The sequence below is a fragment of the Streptomyces sp. NPDC048057 genome (assembly GCF_040653095.1).
In the GTDB taxonomy this organism is placed as follows: Bacteria; Actinomycetota; Actinomycetes; order Streptomycetales; family Streptomycetaceae; genus Streptomyces.
Genome location: NZ_JBEZNF010000030.1, coordinates 25,386 through 46,076, shown reverse-complemented (window position 1 = coordinate 46,076; position 20,691 = coordinate 25,386). Strand labels below are relative to the sequence as shown.

Here is a 20,691-nt window from a genome sequence, read left to right as displayed (position 1 = left end):
CGGTTGCCGTGAATGACCCACGTCGTTCTCGGACAGGCTCTGCGCCGCGCCGGTGACGCCCTTCACCACATGATGGCCTTCACCAGACGTGAGGTACGGGAAGCGGGTCACACCGTCCGGTCGAGCGCCGCCAGCAGTTCGCGCTCCCGACCGGTGCTGAGCCCCGCCCGGCGCTCCCGGTCCAACCCTTCCTCCCGCTCCCACCGCAGCACGTCCGTCAGCAGCTCCTCGCGCGAGCGGTGCCGCAGGCCCGCCGCCGACGCCGCCGCGCCGCTCCGGGCCGAGAAGCCCTCCCAGCCCGGCTTGACCACCCACATCGGCAGCGATTCGGCGCCCATGAACTCGGCCACGCCCCGCTCCAGCAGCCACGCCGAGTCGACGGACACGACCTCGCCCGCGTGGCCCCCGACGGCGCGGGACAGCGCGACCCACTCGGCGAACGGCACCACCGGGCCGACCGCGTCGTACGTGCCGGTGCGCCCGGCCCCGGCGCAGTCCAGCAGCCAGGAGGCCAGGTCCCGGGCGTCGACGGTCTGCGTCGGGAGGGCGGGCGCGTCGGGCACCAGCAGCGGTCCGCGGGGGTCGCGGGCGGCGCGCGCCACCCAGTAGCCGGTCCGTCCGCTGTGGTCGCCCGGACCGCCGATGAGACCGGCGCGCGCGATCAGCAGCCGGTCGCCCACCGCGCCCGCCGACGCCTGCTCGCACGCGACCTTCGCCCCGCCGTACGCGTCCCGGTCGGCCTCGTCCCGGTCGGCGGGGACGGGCGGCAGCAGCGGCGTGGACTCGTCGGCGCCGACGACGCCGTGGGAGGCGTACGCGCTGACGCTGGAGACGTACGTCCAGTGCCCCGCCCGGTCGCGCAGCGCGGCCAGCGCCCCGCGCACGAAGCCCGGTTGCCACGACACCTCCACGACGGCGTCCCAGTCGCGGTCCACCACCTGTTCGTACGCATCCGACTCGCGCCGGTCGGCGACGACCAGCCGGGCGCCGTCGGCGACGGCCCCGCTCGACCCGCGGGCCAGACACGTGACCCGGTGCCCCCGCTCGACCGCCTGCCGCGACACCTCGCGGCCCACCCACGCCGTTCCACCCAGTACGAGGATCTCCATCCCGTCATGCAACCAGCGGGGTTCGAAGAGATCCAGGGACGTTCGCCGACGGCTCAGCCGACGCGGGTCGGCCGAAGCGGCTCAGTCGACGGGATCGGCGCGCATCGTCCAGGAGCCCTCCGCCACCAGCTTCAGCAGCAGCGGTCCGGCGGGCAGCGGGGTGCTCGTGTTGACGTCGTCGTTGTCGTTGACTAGGAGGAGGCTGTCGTCCTCGGGCACTTCGGTGCGGCCGTCGACCTCGTAGCCGTACATGTAGACGTGGCCCTCGCCCCGCGACTCGAACCGCAGGTCGGAGATGGGGCCGGTGTACAGCACGACCTCGTCGCCGCGGCCCTCCAACGTCCCCTGGAGCCGGCGGGCGGCGACCAGCGGCAGCACGCGCAGGGTCCAGGCGCCGCTGGCGTGCACGTTCATCCGCAGCCGGCGGACCTTCGGCACCTTTGCGAGGGCGCGGTGGCAGGTGTTGTCCAGGTTGGTGTTCAGCAGCAGGTCGTCGTCCTTGTTCCACTTGTCGAGGGAGTAGGCGTACGCGTACTGGTCCCGGCACCGGGTGAGGTCGAACTCCACCATGACCGGCCCCGTCGGGATGGTGCGGGGCGCGGAGACGACCTGGTCGCCGCGGCCTTCGTAGACGAACGGCTCGAAGACCGGGCCGAAGGTCCAGTCGGGCACGGCGGGTGCCGGCACCGGTACGGGTGCCGGTGCCGGTGCCGGGATCGCCATCGGCTGTACCGGCTGCATGGGCTGCATCGGCGGGAAGGGGAAGGCGGGCGGCGGCGGGGGCGGCATCGGCCGGTACGACTGAGGCTGGGCCGCCAAAGGCTGGGCGGACGGCGGTTGGGTGGGCAGCGGCTGTGCCGACAGCGGCGCCGGCGGAGGCGCCGGAGCCTGGAACTCCGGCGGCATCGCCGGCTGCACCGGCGGCGCAGGCACCTTGAAGGGCGGCGGCCCCGGTGCCACGGCAGGTGCAGCACCGGCACCGGCACCGTTCTCCGCGTCGTCCTCCGCCACGTCGATGCCGAAGTCCGTCGCGAGCCCGGCGAGCCCGTCGGCGTACCCCTGCCCCACCGCCCGGAACTTCCATCCGCCCGCCCGCCGGTAGAACTCCCCGAAGACGAACGCGGTCTCGGTGCTGGCGTCCGTGACGACGTACCGCACCACGACCGTGCCGTCCGGCGCGTACGCCTCCACCGCCGGCTCCGGGACGTCCCCGATCGTGCCGCCGTCGGCGGACGCGACGATAACGACCCGCTCGACGGCGTCCTCGACCTGCGGCAGGTCGACGTGCAGCCAATCGGTCCCGGTGTGCGGACCGAGGTGGCGCACCGCGCCGGACGGATGCACCTGCTGCCCGTAGAAGACCATGTCCGCGTCGCCCCGCACGCGCCCGCCCGCGGCCAGCAGCAGCGCCGAGGTGTCCAGCCCCCGCTGCACCCCGACCCGCAGCGCCACGGTCGGCACGAAGGAATTGGCTCCCTTGATCAAATCCGCCACTGGTCGCCCCCCGACCTCGGATGAACCCCTGAACCCCTCGGATGAATCGTGGACGGATCCTAACCCCCGCCCACCATCCACCCGTCGGGCGCTCAGCCGACCCGCACCAACAACTCGTCCACGGCGTCCTCCTGTCCTTCCGCCCGGTGCTTGAGGACACGTGCCGAGGTGGTGCTCGGTTCAGCGGCGCGGGCCGCGCCTGCGCGCGATGTGAAGCGGGTCTGCGCTCCGTGCTAGCGACCGGTGGGGGCGGTGGGTCCGACAGTGGACCTGTCTTCGGACGGCCCATCGAGCCCATCGACAGCCAGTCGACGGCATGCGCGCACGAGCCCTTTTGGAGGCGCCTTCATGAGCAACCAAAGACCAACGGTCCGGAAGAAGCGGATCGCAGCGGCGCTGGCCGCGCTCGCCATCGCGTTCGGAGGAGTCGCGGTTTCCGCTCCGCCGGCTGCGGCGGCACCCCGCGCGTCAGCCTCGGCGGTGTGGACCTACCACGCGGGCGTGCACATCTACCCGCAGTGCGTGGTAACCGGCCAGCAGCACAGGCTCTACCACGCGTCGCGCGGCTACCGGTCCTCCTTCCAGTGCCTCTTCGTGGGAGGGACCTATCCCTTCTTCCTGTACCTCCTCCGCGTGCACGTCGTCGTCTGAATGCGGTTCCAGGACGGCAGGCGCGTCAGCGGGAGTGCGACGGCGGAGTGCCGCTCGTGCTGAGTGGGTTCCTTCGGGGCGCGTCCGGGTCCGTGGCAGCACGGGGTGCCACGGCGGACCGGCGCGCCTCGGAGGGCGTGGTGCCGTACGCGGCCCGGAAGGCCCGGCTGAAGTCGGCGGCGCTGCGGTAGCCCCACCGCGCCGCGACGTCCGCGATCGTACGGTGCCGGGCGCGCGGGTCGGCGAGTTCGGCCCGCGCGCGCTCCAGCCGCCGACGCCGGATCGTGGCCGCGACGGTCTCCGGCCGGTCCCGGAAGAGCAGGTGCAGGGTGCGTACGGAGACGTGGTGCGCGGCGGCGATGACGGGCGGCGTCAACGCGGGCTCGTGCAGGTTCCGTTCGATGAACGCGTCCACCCGAACGCGCAGGACGTGCTGCCGGGACTCGACGGGGAGCGCGCGCCCCGCGTCCAGCCGTTCGGCGAGGAAGGCGTGGGCGAGGTCGGTCCCGATCCGCCCGAGCCGCCGCACCTCTTCGGGCCCGGGGGACTGCTGCCGCAGCGAGGCCATGAAGTGCGCGAGCAACGCGCCCGTACCGGTGCCGGGTGCCAAGCGCTGGGCGAGAAGTCCGTCCACGTCGTCCTGGGGGAACGGGAGCGAGGCGCGGGGCAGCCGTAACAGGGTCGTCCGGGAGAGCCGGCCGTGGTCGACGAACTCGGCGTCCAGGGGGTGCGAGGTGTCGTAGAGAGCCATGTCCCCGACCTTGAGAAGCACGTCGGACCGCCGTTGCGCCAGGCCGATCGGGGGCCCATGGACGAGCATCAGGTAGTGGGCCTCCGGGTCGGAGCGCCGGATGTGCCGGTGCTGCCGGGTGGCGACCATGGGAGAGAAGGAGAATCCGGCGAGTTGCGCCCCGTCACCGAAGTCGATGCCCAGGGCGGACCCGCGGAATGTGGGTGCATGCGGGCTGTCGATGGCGACGGGCACCACCTTCTCGCCAACCATGTCGGCCCACCAGGCAAACCGCTCTTCCGGAGGGACCCCGTCCGTGGAGACGGCGACGAGCGGTGACGGGACCTGCTCCGAGGACGCACCGCCTGCCGCCGCCACGACGGCGGATCAGGCGGCGGAGTTCTTGGCGTAGGAGACGAGCCCGCGGAAGGCACGGGGGGCGAGGTGCAGGACCGGGCCGGTCGGGTTCTTGCTATCGCGGACGGCGATAGTGGTGCCGCATGTAGATGCGAGGGCGACTTCGAGGCAGTCGCCGCCGTTGTCCCCGCTGTAGCTGCTCTTGACCCACGTTGCCGCGCTGAGCTGGCCATCCATCGCAGGCGTACCCCTTCATGAAGTCGCCGATCAACAAGGCGGATTCACGTGCGGACAGGGCGTCCGCTCTAAGCACATCATAGGTCTGGGCATGTCGCTCGTAGACCGTGGGATCGTCGGTGAAGTGGCCTTGGTCCAGTGACTCCGAATACACCCAGCGATGACCATTGGGCAGTGTGATCAGCGACATTGAGGTGTTGGGACGGATCAGAGGAAGGTGGGCCGGCGCGACCTGCACGCGGATGTTCGGCTGCTGCCCGAGAGCGAGAAGATGCTCACATTGGGCACGCATGATCGACTGACTGCCCACCACGTTGCGAAGAGCGCTCTCGTCGAGGACGACGATCAGCACCGGACCGTCCGGGTCCAGAAACCGCTGCTGTCGACTGAGTCGCGCGTCGGCGCGCTCCCTGGCGGCGTCCGCATCCATCTTTCGAGAGAACAGGGCGAAGGCGTACTCGTCGGACTGGAGAAGTCCTGGCATGACGAGAGCCTGATACGAACGCAAGCACGTCGCCTGCGCGTCCATGTCCGCCCGGCGCTGGAACCAGTCCGGATGGTCCACCCGCTGGTACCAGTCCACCTTGGGCCAGAGCCTGGCCAATAGCCCCTCCGTGCCCAGCACCTCATCACACCGCATGACGAACGGCAGTTGGGGAACCCTTACCCCTGCCTCCACCTTCGCGACCAGCGACCGGTCACAGGGGATCTTGCCCGCAAGCTCGTCCTGCGACAGGCCCGCGCCCTTGCGGTGCTCCCGCAGCAGCGCTCCGAACAGCGCCGCGGAAGTCGCCGCGCTGGCATGCTCGTTCTGGTTGTCGTTGCGTCGCCCCATGGCCGTCTCCTTGTGACAGTCCCTCGCTGACACGCTTTTGACCTGTCGAAGCTAACTCCGAGCCGGCATCCTTGAATCACCAGGCCCATAGCTTTTCACCTGATCTGATTAAGGATCAGATGATTCCGGTTATTAAAAGCTGTTTTATTCGCATCCGGAGCGGGCCATTCGAGAAGGACTGAGGAAGCGAGGCAAGACATGAACGGGCCCTGCCACGGGGGAACTTGGGTGTCGCGGTGGAGTCGTCACCCCCGGTCCGTCGGCAGGGCGCGGGTGGAGTTCCGCAAGGAGCTCGCGGGGTGGGGTTTAGCGGGGATCGAGGAGGCCGCGCTGATCGTGCTCTCGGAGTTGCTGACGAACGCCGTGCGGCACGCGTCCACCTCCCCGGGCCGCCAGATCGAGACGCGTTGCTCCGTGGCGGTCGAAGGCGGCGCGGTGCGGATCGAGGTGCACGACACGGGCGACGGCTGGCCGCACGTGGTCAAGCCGGGTCCGGAGGCGGTCGGCGGGCGCGGGCTGTGGCTGGTGGAGGCGCTGGCGGACGGGTGGGGCGTGGCCAACCGGATGGGCCCGGGCAAATGCGTGTGGGCGGAGCTGTCCGTACCGGACCGGCCGCCGGCTCCCAAGACCTTCACGCCGGGACCGTGAACGTGAACGGGCTGACGGGGCCGGCGCCGGAACTGCTCACCGCGGTGTGCGCGTTGTGCTGCCGGGTGACGTACGCGCCGGTTCCGTACGGCTGCGTGGACGGTGCGATCCACTACGCGTGCCCGGAGTGCGTACCGCTGCTCACCCCGGGCCCGACGCCCGGGGAGCACCCCTCCTGCGCGTACCAACCGGCGCTCTTCTGACCCCACCCCATGAACCGGCCGCCCCTGCGCCCACGCCCTCCCGCGATTCCCTGTCCGCGGGCGGGCGCGGGGGCGGCCTCTGAGCGGGCTCAGTCTTTTCGGACCGGGCAGGGGAGAACGGGGTCGGTGCGGTTGGGAGAGCAGGTGACCAGTGCGACGGAGTGGAAGAGCGTGCCGGTCAGGTAGTGGCCCAGGGACACGTCACCGCCCCAGGCCGATCGTTCCACCGCGACGCGTACGAGGAGCGCGAGCCGTGCGGGGTCGCGCTCGGGTCCGTGGGCGAAGCGCGGCGCGTACTCGGCGAGGCGGTCGGCAAGCCAAGTGCCGGCTTCCTTGGGCTCGGTCCAGGTGCCGCGGACCGTGGCGGCGGGCTTGAGGAGCCAGTGCGCGGTCTGCATCGGCGGAAGGTCTGTGACGGCGAACTCCGCCACCACCTCGCGGTAGCGGTCCAGGAGCCGCTGAGCGACGGCGTCGCCGGGCGCGGCGGGTGGGGGCGGGTGCGGGTGCGGAGGGCGACGTACGGCCTCGTCGTCGAACGTCCTCTTCTCGCCGACCCACGCGTAGCCGTGGTGGTGCACGACTGCTCCGATCCCGTCCTGGACGCTGAACGGCCCCCGCGCGGGGCGAGGGCCGATGGGTGGGGTCAGGCCGAGAGCCCGAACCGCGTCGGGTCGACCCCGGCCGCGTCCAGCTCCGCGGTGGTGAACCGCAACGCCTGGAGGTCCGGCCGCTTGCTGTCGCCGAGCGCCCACGCGTCCGGGCCGATGCGGGCGAGCGTCACGCAGGACTCGCCGTCCGGATGGGTGTTGCCGCCGCACGCCGTGGAGAACTCCGCGTCCGCGAGGGGGAGCCCGTACAGATCGGTCATCGTCATGCCCTTCCTGCTCTGTCGGAGGCTGACGGAACCTGACGGTAGGGACGGGCGGAGGCGGCGGGCCACGTTCTTGCACAGGCTTGCACGCGGACTACCCGAGAGAGTTGATCGCGTCCGAGATCAGGCTCCGGGCTGCGGCCCCGTACACCGCCATCTCCGCGAGTTCGGCGAACGCCTCGGCGTACGTGGTGATCTCGCTCGGCGCCGTCACGTTCACCGCAGCGGTCAGGAGTTCCACGCTCACCTGACGGCGGTCGAACAGGTAGAACGCCTCCAAGGGCCAGACGCGCCGGCTCGCCGTGAAGGGGACGACCCCGAGGCTCACGTTCGGCAGGGCCATAACGGCCAGCAGGTATCCGAGCTGGCCTGCCATGACGTCCGCGTCGCCGATGCGGTAGCGCAGCACCGTTTCTTCGACGAGGAACGCGAAGCGCCGGTCGCCGTCGTGCAGCACGTTCGAGCGCTCGACGCGTGACGCCGCCGCCTGCTTCGAGTCGTCGGGCGTCGCCTGGAACGCGGCGATGGTCGAGAGCAGCGCCGTCGCGTACGCCTCGGTTTGCAGCATCCCCGGGACCAGGTTCGAGCAGTACACGCGGAAGTGACGGGTCTGTCGGTACAACGGGACGACCTCGTCCTGAGCCCGGCGCATGCCGTGCCGGTGGAGCTTGCGCCAGTGGACCCACATCTGTTCCGCCCGGCGGTTGGCGGCGATCAGGTCGTCGATCTGGTCCTGCGCCCCGCACGCCTGGCACCACGCGCGGATGTCGGCGTCGGACGCAGGGGTCTTGGCCCCCTCGATCCTGGAGGACTTCGAAGGGCTCCAGCCGCAGCGGAGGGCCAGTTCCTGCCCGCTCAGCTCCGCTTCTCTGCGCAAGCCGCCGAGACGTTCGGCAATGGCTGCACGGGCGGTCTGGGCGCTGGAGGACGGAGACGCAGACATGGAGTGGAGGGCGGTCTTCGTTCGGCGGCTCAGACGGAGTACTCGGCGTGGGGAACGCCACGCGACCAGACGGTGTCGAACGCGGCCGTCGCCAGGCGCAGCACGGCCGGTTCGGACCGCACCTCCCACCCGGGTTCCGACCAGGCGCCGTCCCCGGTGAAGTGGTTGAACAGCACGGTCTCGTCGTCGAAGATCCAGCAGTCGTTGCCGGGGAGGGCGATGTCCGATGCGCGCCGACGCGGCAGCCAGCGGACCTCTTCGCCGGCGTGCACGTTGACGACCGTGCCGGCGTGCTCGTAGCGGATGTACTCCGTCACCGGCTCCGACACGACCCGGGCCCGCCGGACGGCCACGCCCCGGGCGACCGTGGCGCGCACCAGGTCGACCCAGGGCACCCAGTAGTCGGACGCCGGGTCGACGTCCCGTCGGCCCGTGCGCCGCCAGTTCGCGAAATCGGCGGCCTCGTCGCCGACGGCGTAGGAGTCACGCATCTCCAGGTGCACGGCCGAGCGGCGTGCCGATGCGAGGAGTTCGTCAAAGCTCCGTGCCTTCTGCGACATCACACGCCTTCCTGAGCATTGGGACCATCCGGGCCGGAATCCGGATCACCGCCTCGTGCGACGGAATGCCCGGCGCGTGACCCGGCGCCGCGAACGCTGCGCACTCGGCCTTCAACTTCTTGCCCGGCTTCCACCCCTGAAGTACGAGTTCCCGGTTCGTCGTGTCCACCCAGACGGTGGGGGAGCCGTGCTGGCCCGATTCCGGATCGATCCCGATGAATCGCAGTGTCATGGCTGCCTCCGGTGTGGTGTGGCTTGCGCCAGCTTGCACGAGCGTCCTGCCCCGGGGGCGCGTCGTCAAGGCGGACGGGACGTTTCGGTGGGCGGAGGCGCTGGGTATCGGCCACGCTCTCGCCCGGCCTACCGACCGGCGCCCTGCTGACGTCCGGACGCCCGCGGCAGCTCCGCGCGTACCGTCAGCCCGCCCTTCGGGTTCGCGCGGGCCGTGACCGTGCCGTGGTGGGCGTGGACGATCGAGCGGACGATGGCGAGGCCCAGGCCGTGGCCCGAGCGGTCGCTGGTGACGCGGGACTGCTGGCGGTAGAAGGGCTCGAAGAGACGGCCGGCCACGACGTCGTCGACGACGGGGCCGGTGTTCTCCACCTCGATCACGACGTCGTCCTCGCGCAGGACCGCGAGGTGCACCGAGCCGCCGGGCTCGTTGTACGCAAGGGCGTTGTCGAGGAGGTTCAGCAGGAGCTGGCGGAGCAGGGTCGCGTTGCCGGGGACGGTGCAGTCGGGCTCGACGTCGGCGTCGAGGCGCAGGTCCGCCGCGGTCGCCCGCGCGGTGCGCTCCGCGGTCACGTCCGCGGCGAGGGAGGCGAGGTCGACGGGCTCGGGGTCGAAGGGGGCGTGGTCGGCCGACGCCAGGGCCAGGAGCGCCTGGACGATGGTGATGTTGCGTTCGTTCGTCTCGACGAGCATCGGGGCGAGCTCGGCGAACTCCTCGCCGCTGGGGTCGGCCGCGGCGATCTGGAGGACGGCGCGGGTGGTCGCCAGCGGGGTCAGCAGTTCGTGCGAGGCGTTCGCCGCGAAGCGCTGATGGGCTGCGAAGGACTCCTCAAGACGGGCGAGCATCGTGTCGAAGGTGTCGGCGAGCTGCTTGAGTTCGTCGGCGGGGCCGTCCGCGTTGATGCGGTACTGCAACTGGCCGTCGGCGGCCTGCGCGGCGGCCCGGCTGATGTCGCCCAGGGGCGCGAGCAGGCGTTTCGACAGCCGCCAGCCGACGGCCAGGCCGATCGCCGTCACCAGCAGGAGCCCGCAGACGGACAGCCACAGCACGGCGTTCCAGACGTCCTCCTTGCTGCTGATCGACCCGCCCACCGTGGGGCCGGGGCGGACCCCCGGTGGTGCGCTGGACTCGGGGAACGGCTCCCCGATGCCGGGCACCGGGTTCAGTTCCGACCAGGGCTTCGAGTGCGGCACGTCGGGGTCCGTGACGAGGACGGTCTCCTGGAAGTCGTACGTCGGCACGAACCGCATGCCGGTGTAGATGACGGCGACCATCAGCACGGCGGAGGCGGCGAGGGCGCCCGCGAAGCCGAGGAAGAGCCGGGCGTGGATGCTGCGGGTCCGCCCGGGGCGGAGGGGGCGCCCGGTCGGGACGGCCTCCCCGGTCCACCTGGTTCGCCCGGGCCACCTCGGGCCCGGCCAGGACGGGCGCCTCACTTGATGCCCAGGTAGTAGCCCGCGCTGATCGCCGTGTGCACCAACCGGGGCTCACCGAGCTTGCGCCGCAACGTGTGCACGACCAGACGCACCGCATTGGTGAGCGGATCCGTGTGCGCGTCCCACGCCTTGTCCAACAGGTACTCCGCGCTCAGCACGCCGCCTTCGGCGCGCATCAGCAGCTCCAGCACCGCCAGCTCCTTCGGCGTGAGCCGCACCTCGCGCCCCGCGCGCAACACGCGGCGGCGATGGGTGTCGAAGGCCAGGTCGGCGAAGGTGAGGACGGGGGAGTGGACCATGGGGCTGCGCCGGTACAAGGCCCTCAGCCGGGCCACGAGCTCCGGGAAGTCGAACGGCTTCGCCAGGTAGTCGTCCGCGCCGAGGCCGAGCCCTTCGACCTTGTCGCCCAGCCGCCCCGCGGCGGTGAGCATCAGGACGCGGCACTCCAGACGCATCGCGACCACGCGCCGGCAGACCTCGTCGCCGTGGACGCCGGGCAGGTCGCGGTCGAGGACGACGGCGTCGTAGTCGTACACCGCCAGCTTCTCCAAGGCCGCCTCCCCGTCGTGCACGACGTCCACGGCGATGGCCTCGCGGCGCAGCCCGATCTCCAGGACCCGCGCCATGTACTGCTCGTCCTCCACCACCAGCACGCGCACGACCCGCGCCCCCTTTATCCCGCACCCGTTTCCTGTGAATTCCCGGCGCATTCGACACCCCGGACACCAACGCTCCCCACACCTATCAGACCCGGTATGTGAACCGTGTATGAGCGCCGGCCCGGACCGTCCGCCCGACAAACGCCACCCAAATCGGCGCCTGGCTACGTTGACTTCCGATTTCACCGAATTCGCCGGGCAAGGAGTCGTCGTACGCAATGAACCTCTTCAAACGGGCGTGGTGGCGGCTGACCAGCCACCTCGGAAAGACCCTGATGCTGGTCGGTCTCTTCTTCGTCATCTGCACCCTGGTGCTCTCCGGATTCCTCATCCAGTCCGCGGCGGCACGGGCGGCCGACGACGCGAAGAAGAGCGTCGGCGCCGTCGTCACCATGCAGTTGGACGTGAACGCCCTGATCGACTCGGGAGGGGGCACCGAGAGCAACGGCGCCATGCCCGGCTTGATCGGTCCGAAGGGTGACTTGCCGCGTGGGCTGGTCGACAAGATCTGCACGTCACCCGTGGTCAAGCAGTGCAACTACATGACGGAGACGTCCGCCGCGCCCACCGCCGCGGCGAAGCTGTACCGGGCCGTGCCGCCGCCGCCCGGCGCCGCCGACGCGGCCATCGACCTCTTCAAGGCCGACGGCGTACGCGACCAGCAGTCCGTTGCCGCGTTCCGGAACGGGGACGCGAAAATCGTCGCCGGACGCGGAATCGGCCCGAAGAGCAAGCGCGACGAAGTCGTGGTCGAACAGCGCCTCGCCCAGCAGAACGGCTGGAAGGTCGGCGACGGGATCAAGCTGAAGGTCGGTGAATTGCCGATGCCCGGACAGAAGAAGAACGAGAGCGAGTTCACGTTCAGGATCGTCGGCGTGTACGCCAGCGGCACCGCGGACACCGGTCGTTACGTACCGCCCATGATGGACCCGGCGAACCAGCTGTACGTCACCCCGGACGGCGGCACCCTGCTCCTCGGCCTGAAACCGGCCGCCGACGGGGGCGTGGTCAAGCAGGCCACCTTCACCCTCGCCGACCCCGCGGACATGACCCGGCTGAAGAAGGACGCGAAGGCCGCCGGCGCCGACCTCGACATCTTCCCGATGACCGTCAACGACAAGCAGTACAGGCAACTCGTCGGCCCCATCACCAAGACCGCGGACTTCGCGACCGTCACCGTCTGGCTCGTCGCCCTCGCCGGCACCGTGATCCTCGCCCTCATCGTCGCCTCCTCGCTGCGCGAACGCCGCATGGAGCTGGGCATCCTGCTCTCGCTCGGCGAGAAGAAGCCCAAGCTGCTCGGTCAGCACCTGGTGGAGGTCGTGGCCTGCGCGCTGATCGCGATCGGACTCGCCGCGGCGGGCAGCCAGTTCCTGTCCCAGGCCGTCGGGGACCGGCTGCTGTCCAGCGAGGTGTCCTCCGCCAAGGAGTCCGCGGCGAACGAGGACGACGACGCCGCCGGCAACAGCAGCACCACCATCGGCTCCGGAGGCCCCGTCCCGGTCCCCGCCGAGGACGACCCGGACGCCGAGCCCATCGACTCGCTCGACGTACGACTCGGCGCCGCGGACATCGCCAAGGTCGGCGCCACCGGCCTCGGCATCGCCGCCCTGGCCACGCTCCTGCCCGGCGCGCGCGTGCTGCGCCTCCACCCGCGCGACATCCTCACGAAGGGCGCCTGACGATGACCTCCCCCACGCCGGCACCCGTCCTCGAACTCACCGAGGTCACCCGCTCCTACCAGAGCGGCAACCGCAAGCGCACCGTGCTCAAGGGCGTCAGCTACGCCTTCGAACCCGGCCGCATGTACGCCGTGATCGGCCCCTCCGGCAGCGGCAAGACGACCCTGCTCTCGCTCGCCAGCGGCCTGGACTCACCCAGCTCCGGCAGCGTCCGCTTCCGCGGCCGGGACGTCGCGGAACTGGGCCTCGGCCGCTACCGCAACCGCCACGTCGCCACCGTCTTCCAGTCGCTGAACCTGCTCACGTACATGACGGCGGTCCAGAACATCACCTCCGCCATGGAGATCACCGGGGTGCGGGGCGGCAGGAAGGCGCAGCGCGCGGCCGAACTCCTCGACCTCCTCGGCGTCGACCCCGCCGACCACCACCGCCGCACCCTGCAACTCTCCGGCGGCCAGCAGCAACGCGTCGCCATCGCCCGCGCGCTGGCCTGCGAGGTCGACATCCTCTTCGCCGACGAACCCACCGGCAGCCTCGACCACGAGACGGCGGCCGACATCGTCGCCGTCTTCCAGAAGCTCGCCCACGACGAGGGCAAGTGCGTGGTGGTGGTGACGCACTCCCGCGAGGTCGCGGACGCATCGGACGAGGTGCTGCAACTCAAGCGGGGCAAGCTGAGCGCCCGCTAGCCCCAACTTGTACGCCCTGTCCTCACACCGAACCGTCCCGCACCACCCGCTGGAGCGCCGCCCGGCCCGCGGGCCCCCACGCCGGCTTGCCGCCGGGCAGGCCCCGGTCCCCGTTCTGCCCCATCAACATCAGGAACAGCCCCTTCAACGCGGCCAGCCCGCGGGCGCGCCGTACCGCCGCCTCGTCCGCGTCCCCGTACGCGGCGAAGAAGCGCGCGGCGGCGCCCTCGGGAAGGAGCACCCACGCGGCGGCGAGGTCCCACGCCGGGTCGCCGGCGAACAGGTCACCGAAGTCGATCACCCCGGCGAGCGTCCCGTCCACGACGACGACGTTCGCGGGGTGGAGGTCACCGTGCACCCACACCGGCGGCCCCTGCCACGCGGGCGCCGCCACCGCGTCCTCCCAGACGGCCCGGACGCCGTCCGCGAGGGCGCCGAGGTCGTCCACGGCGCGGAAGAAGTAGTCGAAGCCGTCCGTGTACTTGCCGGGGTGGGCGCCGCGGTCCGCAATGGCCGGCGCGTCGCCCGGCGCCTCCACGTGGAGCGCCTTGAGGAAGCCCGCCAGAGCGTCGGCGGCGTGCTCAGCACGGCTGATCACGGTGCGGTCCAGCGGCTCGCCGTGGACCCACGTCATGACCGTCCAGGGCTTCGGGAAGCGCGCGGAGGGTTCCCCGGCCCGCACGGGGGCGGGCACCGGCAACGGCAGCCGCGGCGCCAGCACGGGCAGCCACCGGCACTCCTTGCGCAGCAGGTCCGGGGCGCCTTCCGTACGCGGCATCCGCACGGCCAGGTCGTCCCCGAGGCGCCACATCTGATTGCCCCACCCGCCCGCCACTTCGCGGACGGTCAGCCCCGCGAGGTCGGGATGCTGCTCCTGCAAGAGGTCACGGACCAGGTCTGCGGTGATCTCGATCTGGGGCTCGGTCATGCCAATCCACTGTACGGGGCGGGCGAACCGCGACCGCCCGGCCGTTCGAGCACGAAGAACAGGAAGTTGGGCCGCGTCGAAAGGTCCCGAAAGCCCTCCGGGAACAGTTCCCGGGCCGCCGGATCGGGCAGCGGCTCGCTGACGGCGGACAGCCGGAACCCGGCCGCGACGAACGCGTCCGTCATCGCGTGCAACGGCCTGCGCCAGAGCCGCATCTGCGCGGACCGCCCGTTGAACGCCCAGTCGAAGGTGTAGCTGGTGGTCGCGTGGTAATCGGGCCGGGGTTCCCGATGCGCGTACGAGGTGAACGGATGACTCACCGAGACGATCAGCCGCCCCCCGGGCCGCAGCACGCGCCGCACCTCGCCCAGCGTCGGCCCCCAGTCCTCCAGATAGTGCAGCACGAGCGACGCCACCACGTCGTCGAACGCACCGTCGCCGAACGGCAGCGGGTCGCCCAGATCGCCCACGTGCAGCGGGACGCCGTCCCCCAGCCGCTCCCTGGCCAGCGCGACCATCCCAGCACTGGCGTCGATCCCGGTGACGACCGCCCCCCGCTCCCGCAACGCGGCACTGAGGGGCCCGCCCCCGCAGCCGGCGTCCAACACCCGACGCCCCGCCACGTCGCCGGCGAGCGCCAGCATCGCGGGCCGCTCGTAGTAGGCATTGACGAGGCTGTTCTCGTTCTCCGCCGAGTACGCGGCGGAGAAGCTGTCGTAGTCGTTCGTCTCGTCGGGGCGCTCCATCGGAGCAGCGTAGTCAGGCGCCCCCGGGACGGATTGTCAGTGCCGTCCGCCACGGTGACCCCATGACCACCTGGCAACTCAGCGACATCGCCCGGGCCCTGCAGGCCAGTTGGGCCGCCGACACCTGCTCCCCGGACGACGCCGAACGGTCGGCGTGGACACCCGACAACCCGGCGTGGGGCCAGTGCGACGTCACCGCCCTCGTCGTCCACGACCTGCTCGGCGGCGCCCTCGTCGTCGGCGAAGTCACCCTCGACGGCGCGGACCACGGCTACCACTGGTGGAACCAACTCCCCGACGCCACCGAGGCCGACCTGACGCGCGAGCAGTTCCGCCAGGGCCAGATAGTCACCCCCGGCCGCGTCGTCCAGCGCCCCCCGGGCCGGTTGCCGCGCCGCCACGAGGAGTACGAGCTTTTGCGGGCGCGGGTGCTGGCGGCGCTGGGCGACGGCGGGGCGACGGAGGCACCGTCGGGGGATTGATCAGCGCAGATACGTCTGCTGCCAATCGATCGAGGTCATGCTGAGTGCGGCTTCGGCGAGGGCCTGAGCGGAGGCCGTCCTGAGCTTCGCGATGCTGCTGTCGATCCACGGTTGGACGTTCGAACAGCCCTGCTCGCGGTACTCGATGGCCTGGAGCAGGCATTCCAGCTTGTCCGCGTCGTGCGCGCAGACCACTTCGAGGGAGTCGCCGTTCTCGTACTCCTCAACGATCTGCCGGGCACCGGCTTTCACGGCGGGGTGCGCGGCCGACACCTGGTCGGCGGTGACCTTCTCATTGCTGGCGGCTTCGAGGTAACGCCGGCCGATGTGCGGAATGTCGCCGACACGGGTTTCCTGGGTGTCGTGCCACAGCCCGAGGAGGGCCGTCTTCGCGGGGTCGGCCCCTTCCATCATGGCGAGCACGGAGCCGATGAGGCCGACCCTGAAGCTGTGCTCGGCGATGGTCTCGGGGTCCTTGACCCCGGCGATCCACCATCCGGACCGCTTGGCGCGCTTCAACGCCCCCATTTCCAGCAGGAAGCCCGCTGTGCCCCTCGCCTGCTCCTGCTCTTGGTCCGCCATGAAGTGCGTCCTCCGGGGTGTCATGCGCGGTTGTCGCGTGGAACGTAGTGCACTTCGGCGAGCTCCCGTCTACGCCGGTGCCTGGCGCAGCTCTGCGGCGAGCCCGCGCAGCGGACGTACAGGATCCCAGTCACCGGTATCGGATGACCCGGACCCCGCATTCCCGCAGCCCGTCGATTCCGGTGAACTCCCGCGCCGAGCCGTCGACCAGACCCACGACGCCCTGCGGCGAGTGGAACCCGGTGAGCAGGAGTCCGGTCGCCGAACGACCCTGACCGTCCGCCCGCAGGACCCACACCAACGCCCGCGCACCGGGTGGAAGCGCGTGGAGTGCACCCACCGCCTGGCTGAGCGTCGTGTGGTCGGTGACGGACAGCACCTGGCCGAGCTGCCGCATCGTGGGGGCGAACCAGGCCGCCGGACCCGGTGCGGGCGTGGGGCCGACGGGCTCGCCGCGGTCCCACGCGGCGAAGCGGGCCCATGGATCCGAGTTCGGGAGAAGGAAGGGCGGCTCGGCGTCCTTCGGGACGACGAGGGACGCGTCGACCATCGCGTCCTGCCAGTCGCCCCCGCGTCGATGTGCGGTCGTCTGGATGGCGAACAACCAGCCGCGGGCGGTCTCGTCACCGGGGTTCGGCGCGACCAGCTCCACGGGCTCCTGATACGCGCCGCGGAGCCATGCCTCCGCCTTGCGGCGCGCCGCGTCGAGGTCGCCGGCGGTCGCCGGCGCGGAGCCGCCGGCCCGGGCGAGGACGAGTTCGACCACACCGGTCGTGTCCAAACGGCCGAGGCCGCCCCTCATGCCGTCGAGGAACACCGCGTCACCGCCGTCGTTGAGGACGTTCATCAGGTGTCCGCTGGCTTCCGCACCGCCGACGGCGCGGCGCACCCACACCACGCCGTGCGTACCCGGGCCGGTCTCCTTGACGTGCCGGATGACCTCGTCCCAGGTTCGGCAGCGCAGTTGCTCCGCGGTCGGGAAGTAGCGGCGGAGCAGCAGCTCCCACCACCCGGGCGCCTCATGCGCAGGCTGCCACGGCAGGGGGGAGGACGCCGCCCCTCCGGCGATCTGCGCGGCCGACGTGACGATGCACCCACGGGCGTTCAACCGCCGCGCCCGGGCCTGAGGAGTGCGTTGCTCCGGGGGCGTACGGGGGTACGCGGAGGCGTCACCGAACGGGTCGTCCGCGGCGGGGTGGAAGGGCTGACTCCCGTCCTTGGGCACGACCACGGACGCGGCCAGCATCGGCGTCTGCGGATACCCGGGCGTCGCGACGGTCCGGCAGGAGAACAGCCAGGTGTGGGCGTCCTGTGCTACGGGCTGGGGGACGGCGAGTTCGACGAGTCCGTGGTAGGTGTGCTGGAGCCAGTGGCGAACGACGTCCACAGGGGTGGCGATCACGACGACGCCCGCAGGTGGGGCGGCCACACGCCGGTGTCACGGAACTGCTGGAACTCCTCGACTGAGGCGTTCGTCGGCGGACCGTAGGGTGCGGAGCCGTCGCCGGGCACGATCAGGACCTTCGTGAAGGGACCGTCCCACGGCCGTCCGCTTTTGAGTCGTTCCTCGGAGTCGTACCAGATGATCCAGCCCGCACAGTAGGCATAAGACTTGTCGGGGAGAACGACCAAGGTCCACGGCGCCTCGTCGGGCAACCTGTGGGCATAGGCCTGTTCGATGTGGGCCCGAGCAGCCTCAATGGCTTGTTCTTTGGTGAGCATGGGAAGAATTTCGCCTTACCTATCGATAGGGGACGTGCCAGATTTGCGTGGTCCCGCGCTCCAGCACGGCCAGCGTCCCGCTCTGCCCGTCCAGGAACACGACGCCGTCCGGTGTTTTGACCGCGTTGAACACATGGGCAGTGCCGTCTGGTCGCTCGATGTGCACGATGCTCCGTGAGCCGTCCCCGCGCTCCTTCAGACTGCTAATGATGTCGTCGTAGTTGTCAACAGGCTTGTACGCGTCCCAATCAACCCCCAACTCCTTGAGGGGGACGTGCCCTGGTTCGTCCCTACGTGCAGCTCCGACTTCGATGCCGTCGAGACGCTTGTCAACCGTGACGACATTGTAGGAGCAGTTGTCGACATAGCCGGGATGCCCCGTGTTGTTCACGTCCTTGAGCCACGGATACCGGTCGTCCAGGAACTTCTGCGCCTCATCGGGCGAGACCGAGTCCGCGTGGATGGACGGTTCCTTCACCTCCTTCGTCTTGCGCGCGAGGGAGGCCCAATTGTTCTCGGGAACGTTCGGCGGGCTTCCCGGCTTGCCCGCCACCTGTGTGCCCTTGCGGGCCGCGCCCGCGCCCTTCGTGCCTGCCAGCTCGGGCAGCAGACGACCGAAGCCCTCGCTGAAGTCGTCCTTGAAAGGGGCGATCAGCGCCCCCGGAATGCGTTCCGGGTTCGCCGCCGTCGAGACGATGCCCGCGGCCGTCAGGTTGAGGTTCTGTTTGAACTCCGCCGGGTGCGAGAGGTTGTAGAAGTCCAGCGGGTTGAGGCCCCGGGCGAAGTTCAGCATGCCGGCGGTGCCCTTGATCATGCCGCCGCCGACGTGGGCCAGCTCGGTGTTGAGTGCCGTGCGCGTGTCGGAGAGGTTCGCCAGGGCGCGGTCCAGCGGGGGAGGCTCGGCCGGGGCGTGGCGCGTCGCGGCTTCGACGGCCTCCTGGACCGTGCCGGCCACCGCGTCGCGTTGGCGGCGGGCCTCCGTGAGGACGTCCTGCGCCTGCTTGCGCTGGGCGAGTCCGGGGTCGGAGAACGGCTCCGGTGCCGGGCCGGGGTCACCTCCGGACGAGACGGCCGTCCGGTAGGCGTCCACCTTGTCGTTGTGCGCCCTCGCCGCGTCACGGGACGCCTGCCGACCTGCTTTGTACAGGTCGATTGCCTGGTGGGCCTGCTCCTGTGCCCAGGTCACGGTGTCCGCGTACCGGGCGAGCGCCTTGCCGGCGGCTTCGAAGGAGTCGGCCGCCTTCAACCACTCCGCCGGGTGCATCGCGAACTTCGCGCGGAAGGCATCCGCTGCCTCTCCCCGCCAGCTCTCCGAACTCAGCGCCTTCATGCCCTCGCCGACGCCGTCGAACGCCGACCGGAAGTCGCCCAGGTGCTTCGCCGACGCCCTGATCGCCGAGGGCGAGCCGTGGACCAGTTCGTTCGCCTGCTCCGTCTCTCCCAGGCGCTGCTCCCTGATGGAAGCCCCGAGACGGGAGGCGACGCCGTCACCCCAGTCCTCGACATCGTCGGCGACCCCCTCGGCCCCGACGTACTCCAAGCCGTCGCCGATGCGGTCGGTCGTCCAGTCGATGCCTTCGCCGACGGCCTTCTTGCCGGCGTCCAGGCCGTCCTCCAGCTTGCCCAAGCCCTTGTTGGCGAGGTCGCCGAGATCGACCATCAGCGTTCGCCTTCCCGCTCCGGCGCAGGGGGCTGAGGCGGAGCCACGCGGTCGACGAAGCCGTCCACCTCGTCGCGCAGACCCACCGCGTCGACGAGACGGGGGGCGAGCGCGGTGTTGGACTCGTTGACGTCCCGGAGCGTCTGTTGCCACGCCTGCTTCGAGGCTTCGTCGGCGCGCTCGAAGGATTCGCTGCTGTAATCGGCGTCCCGGAAGTGGGTGTAGGGGTTGCTGGACAGCACATCGCCCCAGTCCTTGGCGATCACCTCCTCCTCCGACGCGTAGGGGTTGCCCATGCCCGCGTTCACCAGGACCTTGAAGCTCCCCTGGACGTACTGGTCCGTCTCGAACTGGGCCCCCGCGGCAAGACCGACATCCTCGGCGAACTCGTTGGCGTCGCCGATCAGTTTCCGTACGCCCCACTCCCAGCGCTCGCAGTACGTGCCGAAGGCGGACGTCAGCCCGTCGTGGCCGGTCTGCAGGCCCGACAGCGCGATGTCCGAGAAGCCCCGCCCCGCGTTCGCGGAGCCCACCATGCCCAGCTCGCGTAGCTCGGCCAGCGCTTTGGCGATGCCACCCGTGATCTGTGCGATGGCCGCCTCTGACGCGGCGAGGTCGCCGTCACCCTTGCTCATGTCCCCCCATGTGTCGTCAGCTGCTCAGCGGACCTGTTGGCCGAATGTCGCCCCTGTCCAGGGCTGCCCGGTCCGGAACGATCCCGCGCAGGGGCGGGTACATGACCGGGTCCGGCCCGGCCGGGTCCAGCGCCACCCCACACGGGAAGCCGGCGGCGGGCACCACCTCGTCCAACAGCAGGGCCCCGGTGACCTTTCGGTAGGTCCATTCCCGTCCGGCTTCGTCGCGGGCGCGCGCGAACCGGGCAAGGGCATCCTCGTCCGTGAACGCGCAGATCCAGTCGAGACTGCCGAAGGAGACGGTCAGCAGGCCGTCTCCCTCGTCCAGCGGGACCAGCGCAAGGCGGCTGCGGAAGGCCGTGAGCCGGGCCCGGGCCTGCTCCACGGGGCCCTCGACGTCCACGGCGACCGGCGAGGCCACCGCTGCGCCGGACGTGGCGGACGGAGCCGTCGTGGCACGGCGGGCCAGCGCCCGTTCCTTCAACTGGCGCCATTCTTCGGCGAAACCGGGATCCGTTCCGGAACTCATCCCCACCCTCCGCACTGCTCCTACGGCTTGACGACCCTAACCATGGGCCGGGAGCAGTCGGATCGGGGCGT

25 protein-coding genes and 1 pseudogene are annotated in these 20,691 nt (G+C 70.8%); 6 read left to right on the top strand and 20 right to left on the bottom strand.

The features are described 5' to 3' along the window. Nucleotides 1–107 precede the first annotated feature (107 nt). Nucleotides 108–1,109, bottom strand: coding sequence for an NAD-dependent epimerase/dehydratase family protein (locus tag AB0E05_RS29500; protein ID WP_361968983.1), 1,002 nt, complete (start codon nt 1,107–1,109; stop codon nt 108–110). 81 nt (nt 1,110–1,190) lie between these two features. Next, entirely contained in the window at nt 1,191–2,603 is a 1,413-nt protein-coding gene (locus tag AB0E05_RS29495) for a TerD family protein (protein ID WP_361968974.1), read from the bottom strand. 348 nt (nt 2,604–2,951) lie between these two features. Here AB0E05_RS29495 and AB0E05_RS29490 point away from each other — a divergent pair, with 348 nt between their 5' ends. Then, the gene (locus tag AB0E05_RS29490) at nt 2,952–3,254 is read left to right on the top strand and encodes a hypothetical protein (protein WP_361968972.1); all 303 of its coding nucleotides are present in this window, start codon (nt 2,952–2,954) and stop codon (nt 3,252–3,254) included. A gap of 25 nt (nt 3,255–3,279) precedes the next feature. Here AB0E05_RS29490 and AB0E05_RS29485 read toward each other — a convergent pair whose 3' ends face one another. The 3 genes and pseudogenes from AB0E05_RS29485 to AB0E05_RS29475 form a co-directional block, all read right to left on the bottom strand. Continuing rightward, nucleotides 3,280–4,257: a helix-turn-helix domain-containing protein gene (locus AB0E05_RS29485; protein WP_361968970.1), complete on the bottom strand. Its 978-nt coding sequence runs from the start codon at nt 4,255–4,257 to the stop codon at nt 3,280–3,282. A gap of 114 nt (nt 4,258–4,371) precedes the next feature. Then, nucleotides 4,372–4,497, bottom strand: a pseudogene (locus tag AB0E05_RS29480) (DUF397 domain-containing protein); the annotation flags it as partial. Then, nucleotides 4,457–5,413 (bottom strand): helix-turn-helix transcriptional regulator, encoded by a 957-nt coding sequence (locus AB0E05_RS29475; protein ID WP_361968968.1) that lies wholly within the window; start codon nt 5,411–5,413, stop codon nt 4,457–4,459. The pseudogene AB0E05_RS29480 and the gene AB0E05_RS29475, both read right to left, overlap by 41 nt. 228 nt (nt 5,414–5,641) lie before the next feature. Here AB0E05_RS29475 and AB0E05_RS29470 point away from each other — a divergent pair, with 228 nt between their 5' ends. Both AB0E05_RS29470 and AB0E05_RS29465 read left to right on the top strand, forming a co-directional pair. Further along, nucleotides 5,642–6,061 (top strand): ATP-binding protein, encoded by a 420-nt coding sequence (locus AB0E05_RS29470; RefSeq protein WP_361968966.1) that lies wholly within the window; start codon nt 5,642–5,644, stop codon nt 6,059–6,061. Continuing rightward, the gene (locus AB0E05_RS29465) at nt 6,058–6,264 is read left to right on the top strand and encodes a hypothetical protein (protein ID WP_361968964.1); all 207 of its coding nucleotides are present in this window, start codon (nt 6,058–6,060) and stop codon (nt 6,262–6,264) included. Before AB0E05_RS29470 ends, AB0E05_RS29465 begins: the two co-directional genes overlap by 4 nt. Before the next feature lie 89 nt (nt 6,265–6,353). On the opposite strand, the gene AB0E05_RS29460 is transcribed toward AB0E05_RS29465, so the two are convergent. From AB0E05_RS29460 to AB0E05_RS29430, 7 genes are all read right to left on the bottom strand, one after another. Further along, on the bottom strand, nt 6,354–6,842 hold the full coding sequence (locus AB0E05_RS29460) for a hypothetical protein (protein ID WP_361968962.1): 489 nt from the start codon (nt 6,840–6,842) through the stop codon (nt 6,354–6,356). Nucleotides 6,843–6,907: 65 nt separating this feature from the next. Further along, on the bottom strand, nt 6,908–7,132 hold the full coding sequence (locus tag AB0E05_RS29455; protein WP_361969099.1) for a DUF397 domain-containing protein: 225 nt from the start codon (nt 7,130–7,132) through the stop codon (nt 6,908–6,910). Between the two features lie 97 nt (nt 7,133–7,229). Beyond that, the gene (locus AB0E05_RS29450; RefSeq protein ID WP_361968960.1) at nt 7,230–8,078 is read right to left on the bottom strand and encodes a helix-turn-helix transcriptional regulator; all 849 of its coding nucleotides are present in this window, start codon (nt 8,076–8,078) and stop codon (nt 7,230–7,232) included. A gap of 29 nt (nt 8,079–8,107) precedes the next feature. Continuing rightward, nucleotides 8,108–8,638, bottom strand: coding sequence for a DUF6879 family protein (locus AB0E05_RS29445; protein ID WP_361968958.1), 531 nt, complete (start codon nt 8,636–8,638; stop codon nt 8,108–8,110). Further along, entirely contained in the window at nt 8,613–8,870 is a 258-nt protein-coding gene (locus tag AB0E05_RS29440) for a hypothetical protein (protein ID WP_361968956.1), read from the bottom strand. Before AB0E05_RS29440 ends, AB0E05_RS29445 begins: the two co-directional genes overlap by 26 nt. A 128-nt stretch (nt 8,871–8,998) precedes the next feature. Then, on the bottom strand, nt 8,999–10,306 hold the full coding sequence (locus tag AB0E05_RS29435; RefSeq protein ID WP_361968954.1) for a HAMP domain-containing sensor histidine kinase: 1,308 nt from the start codon (nt 10,304–10,306) through the stop codon (nt 8,999–9,001). Beyond that, a complete protein-coding gene (locus tag AB0E05_RS29430) occupies nt 10,303–10,965 on the bottom strand; it encodes a response regulator transcription factor (RefSeq protein WP_361968952.1) in 663 nt (220 codons plus the stop codon). Before AB0E05_RS29430 ends, AB0E05_RS29435 begins: the two co-directional genes overlap by 4 nt. A 218-nt stretch (nt 10,966–11,183) precedes the next feature. Here AB0E05_RS29430 and AB0E05_RS29425 point away from each other — a divergent pair, with 218 nt between their 5' ends. Further along, nucleotides 11,184–12,647, top strand: coding sequence for an ABC transporter permease (locus tag AB0E05_RS29425; RefSeq protein ID WP_361968950.1), 1,464 nt, complete (start codon nt 11,184–11,186; stop codon nt 12,645–12,647). Nucleotides 12,648–12,649: 2 nt separating this feature from the next. Continuing rightward, entirely contained in the window at nt 12,650–13,336 is a 687-nt protein-coding gene (locus AB0E05_RS29420) for an ABC transporter ATP-binding protein (RefSeq protein ID WP_361968948.1), read from the top strand. 22 nt (nt 13,337–13,358) lie between these two features. Here the strand turns inward: AB0E05_RS29420 and AB0E05_RS29415 are convergent, their stop codons facing one another. Continuing rightward, nucleotides 13,359–14,264 (bottom strand): aminoglycoside phosphotransferase family protein, encoded by a 906-nt coding sequence (locus tag AB0E05_RS29415; protein ID WP_361968946.1) that lies wholly within the window; start codon nt 14,262–14,264, stop codon nt 13,359–13,361. Then, nucleotides 14,261–15,010, bottom strand: coding sequence for a class I SAM-dependent methyltransferase (locus AB0E05_RS29410; protein WP_361968944.1), 750 nt, complete (start codon nt 15,008–15,010; stop codon nt 14,261–14,263). Before AB0E05_RS29410 ends, AB0E05_RS29415 begins: the two co-directional genes overlap by 4 nt. A 62-nt stretch (nt 15,011–15,072) precedes the next feature. On the opposite strand from AB0E05_RS29410, the gene AB0E05_RS29405 reads away from it, so the two are divergent. Continuing rightward, complete coding sequence (locus tag AB0E05_RS29405) at nt 15,073–15,492, top strand: hypothetical protein (protein WP_361968942.1); 420 nt, start codon at nt 15,073–15,075, stop codon at nt 15,490–15,492. Here the strand turns inward: AB0E05_RS29405 and AB0E05_RS29400 are convergent, their stop codons facing one another. From AB0E05_RS29400 to AB0E05_RS29375, 6 genes are all read right to left on the bottom strand, one after another. Beyond that, a complete protein-coding gene (locus AB0E05_RS29400; protein WP_361968940.1) occupies nt 15,493–16,074 on the bottom strand; it encodes an HD domain-containing protein in 582 nt (193 codons plus the stop codon). A 130-nt stretch (nt 16,075–16,204) separates the two neighbouring features. Continuing rightward, a complete protein-coding gene (locus tag AB0E05_RS29395) occupies nt 16,205–17,476 on the bottom strand; it encodes a YrhB domain-containing protein (protein WP_361968938.1) in 1,272 nt (423 codons plus the stop codon). Next, nucleotides 17,473–17,796, bottom strand: coding sequence for a hypothetical protein (locus tag AB0E05_RS29390; RefSeq protein ID WP_361968936.1), 324 nt, complete (start codon nt 17,794–17,796; stop codon nt 17,473–17,475). The genes AB0E05_RS29395 and AB0E05_RS29390 overlap by 4 nt, the downstream gene beginning before the upstream one ends. Before the next feature lie 19 nt (nt 17,797–17,815). Then, complete coding sequence (locus tag AB0E05_RS29385; protein ID WP_361968934.1) at nt 17,816–19,456, bottom strand: putative T7SS-secreted protein; 1,641 nt, start codon at nt 19,454–19,456, stop codon at nt 17,816–17,818. Further along, on the bottom strand, nt 19,456–20,091 hold the full coding sequence (locus tag AB0E05_RS29380; RefSeq protein ID WP_361968932.1) for a hypothetical protein: 636 nt from the start codon (nt 20,089–20,091) through the stop codon (nt 19,456–19,458). The genes AB0E05_RS29385 and AB0E05_RS29380 overlap by 1 nt, the downstream gene beginning before the upstream one ends. A 16-nt stretch (nt 20,092–20,107) precedes the next feature. Further along, nucleotides 20,108–20,620, bottom strand: coding sequence for a hypothetical protein (locus AB0E05_RS29375; protein WP_361968930.1), 513 nt, complete (start codon nt 20,618–20,620; stop codon nt 20,108–20,110). Nucleotides 20,621–20,691 lie beyond the last annotated feature (71 nt).

Bases quoted from the DNA above. Each gene is read 5' to 3' on its own strand.
- AB0E05_RS29410 (WP_361968944.1), bottom strand. From the start codon at position 15,010: ATGGAGCGCCCCGACGAGACGAACGACTACGACAGCTTCTCCGCCGCG.
- AB0E05_RS29490 (WP_361968972.1), top strand. From the start codon at position 2,952: ATGAGCAACCAAAGACCAACGGTCCGGAAGAAGCGGATCGCAGCGGCG.
- AB0E05_RS29455 (WP_361969099.1), bottom strand. From the start codon at position 7,132: ATGACCGATCTGTACGGGCTCCCCCTCGCGGACGCGGAGTTCTCCACG.
- AB0E05_RS29445 (WP_361968958.1), bottom strand. From the start codon at position 8,638: ATGTCGCAGAAGGCACGGAGCTTTGACGAACTCCTCGCATCGGCACGC.
- AB0E05_RS29425 (WP_361968950.1), top strand. From the start codon at position 11,184: ATGAACCTCTTCAAACGGGCGTGGTGGCGGCTGACCAGCCACCTCGGA.
- AB0E05_RS29475 (WP_361968968.1), bottom strand. From the start codon at position 5,413: ATGGGGCGACGCAACGACAACCAGAACGAGCATGCCAGCGCGGCGACT.
- AB0E05_RS29380 (WP_361968932.1), bottom strand. From the start codon at position 20,091: ATGAGCAAGGGTGACGGCGACCTCGCCGCGTCAGAGGCGGCCATCGCA.
- AB0E05_RS29450 (WP_361968960.1), bottom strand. From the start codon at position 8,078: ATGTCTGCGTCTCCGTCCTCCAGCGCCCAGACCGCCCGTGCAGCCATT.
- AB0E05_RS29485 (WP_361968970.1), bottom strand. From the start codon at position 4,257: ATGGTTGGCGAGAAGGTGGTGCCCGTCGCCATCGACAGCCCGCATGCA.
- AB0E05_RS29420 (WP_361968948.1), top strand. From the start codon at position 12,650: ATGACCTCCCCCACGCCGGCACCCGTCCTCGAACTCACCGAGGTCACC.
- AB0E05_RS29500 (WP_361968983.1), bottom strand. From the start codon at position 1,109: ATGGAGATCCTCGTACTGGGTGGAACGGCGTGGGTGGGCCGCGAGGTG.
- AB0E05_RS29400 (WP_361968940.1), bottom strand. From the start codon at position 16,074: ATGGCGGACCAAGAGCAGGAGCAGGCGAGGGGCACAGCGGGCTTCCTG.
- AB0E05_RS29405 (WP_361968942.1), top strand. From the start codon at position 15,073: ATGACCACCTGGCAACTCAGCGACATCGCCCGGGCCCTGCAGGCCAGT.
- AB0E05_RS29415 (WP_361968946.1), bottom strand. From the start codon at position 14,264: ATGACCGAGCCCCAGATCGAGATCACCGCAGACCTGGTCCGTGACCTC.
- AB0E05_RS29390 (WP_361968936.1), bottom strand. From the start codon at position 17,796: ATGCTCACCAAAGAACAAGCCATTGAGGCTGCTCGGGCCCACATCGAA.
- AB0E05_RS29440 (WP_361968956.1), bottom strand. From the start codon at position 8,870: ATGACACTGCGATTCATCGGGATCGATCCGGAATCGGGCCAGCACGGC.
- AB0E05_RS29385 (WP_361968934.1), bottom strand. From the start codon at position 19,456: ATGGTCGATCTCGGCGACCTCGCCAACAAGGGCTTGGGCAAGCTGGAG.
- AB0E05_RS29375 (WP_361968930.1), bottom strand. From the start codon at position 20,620: ATGAGTTCCGGAACGGATCCCGGTTTCGCCGAAGAATGGCGCCAGTTG.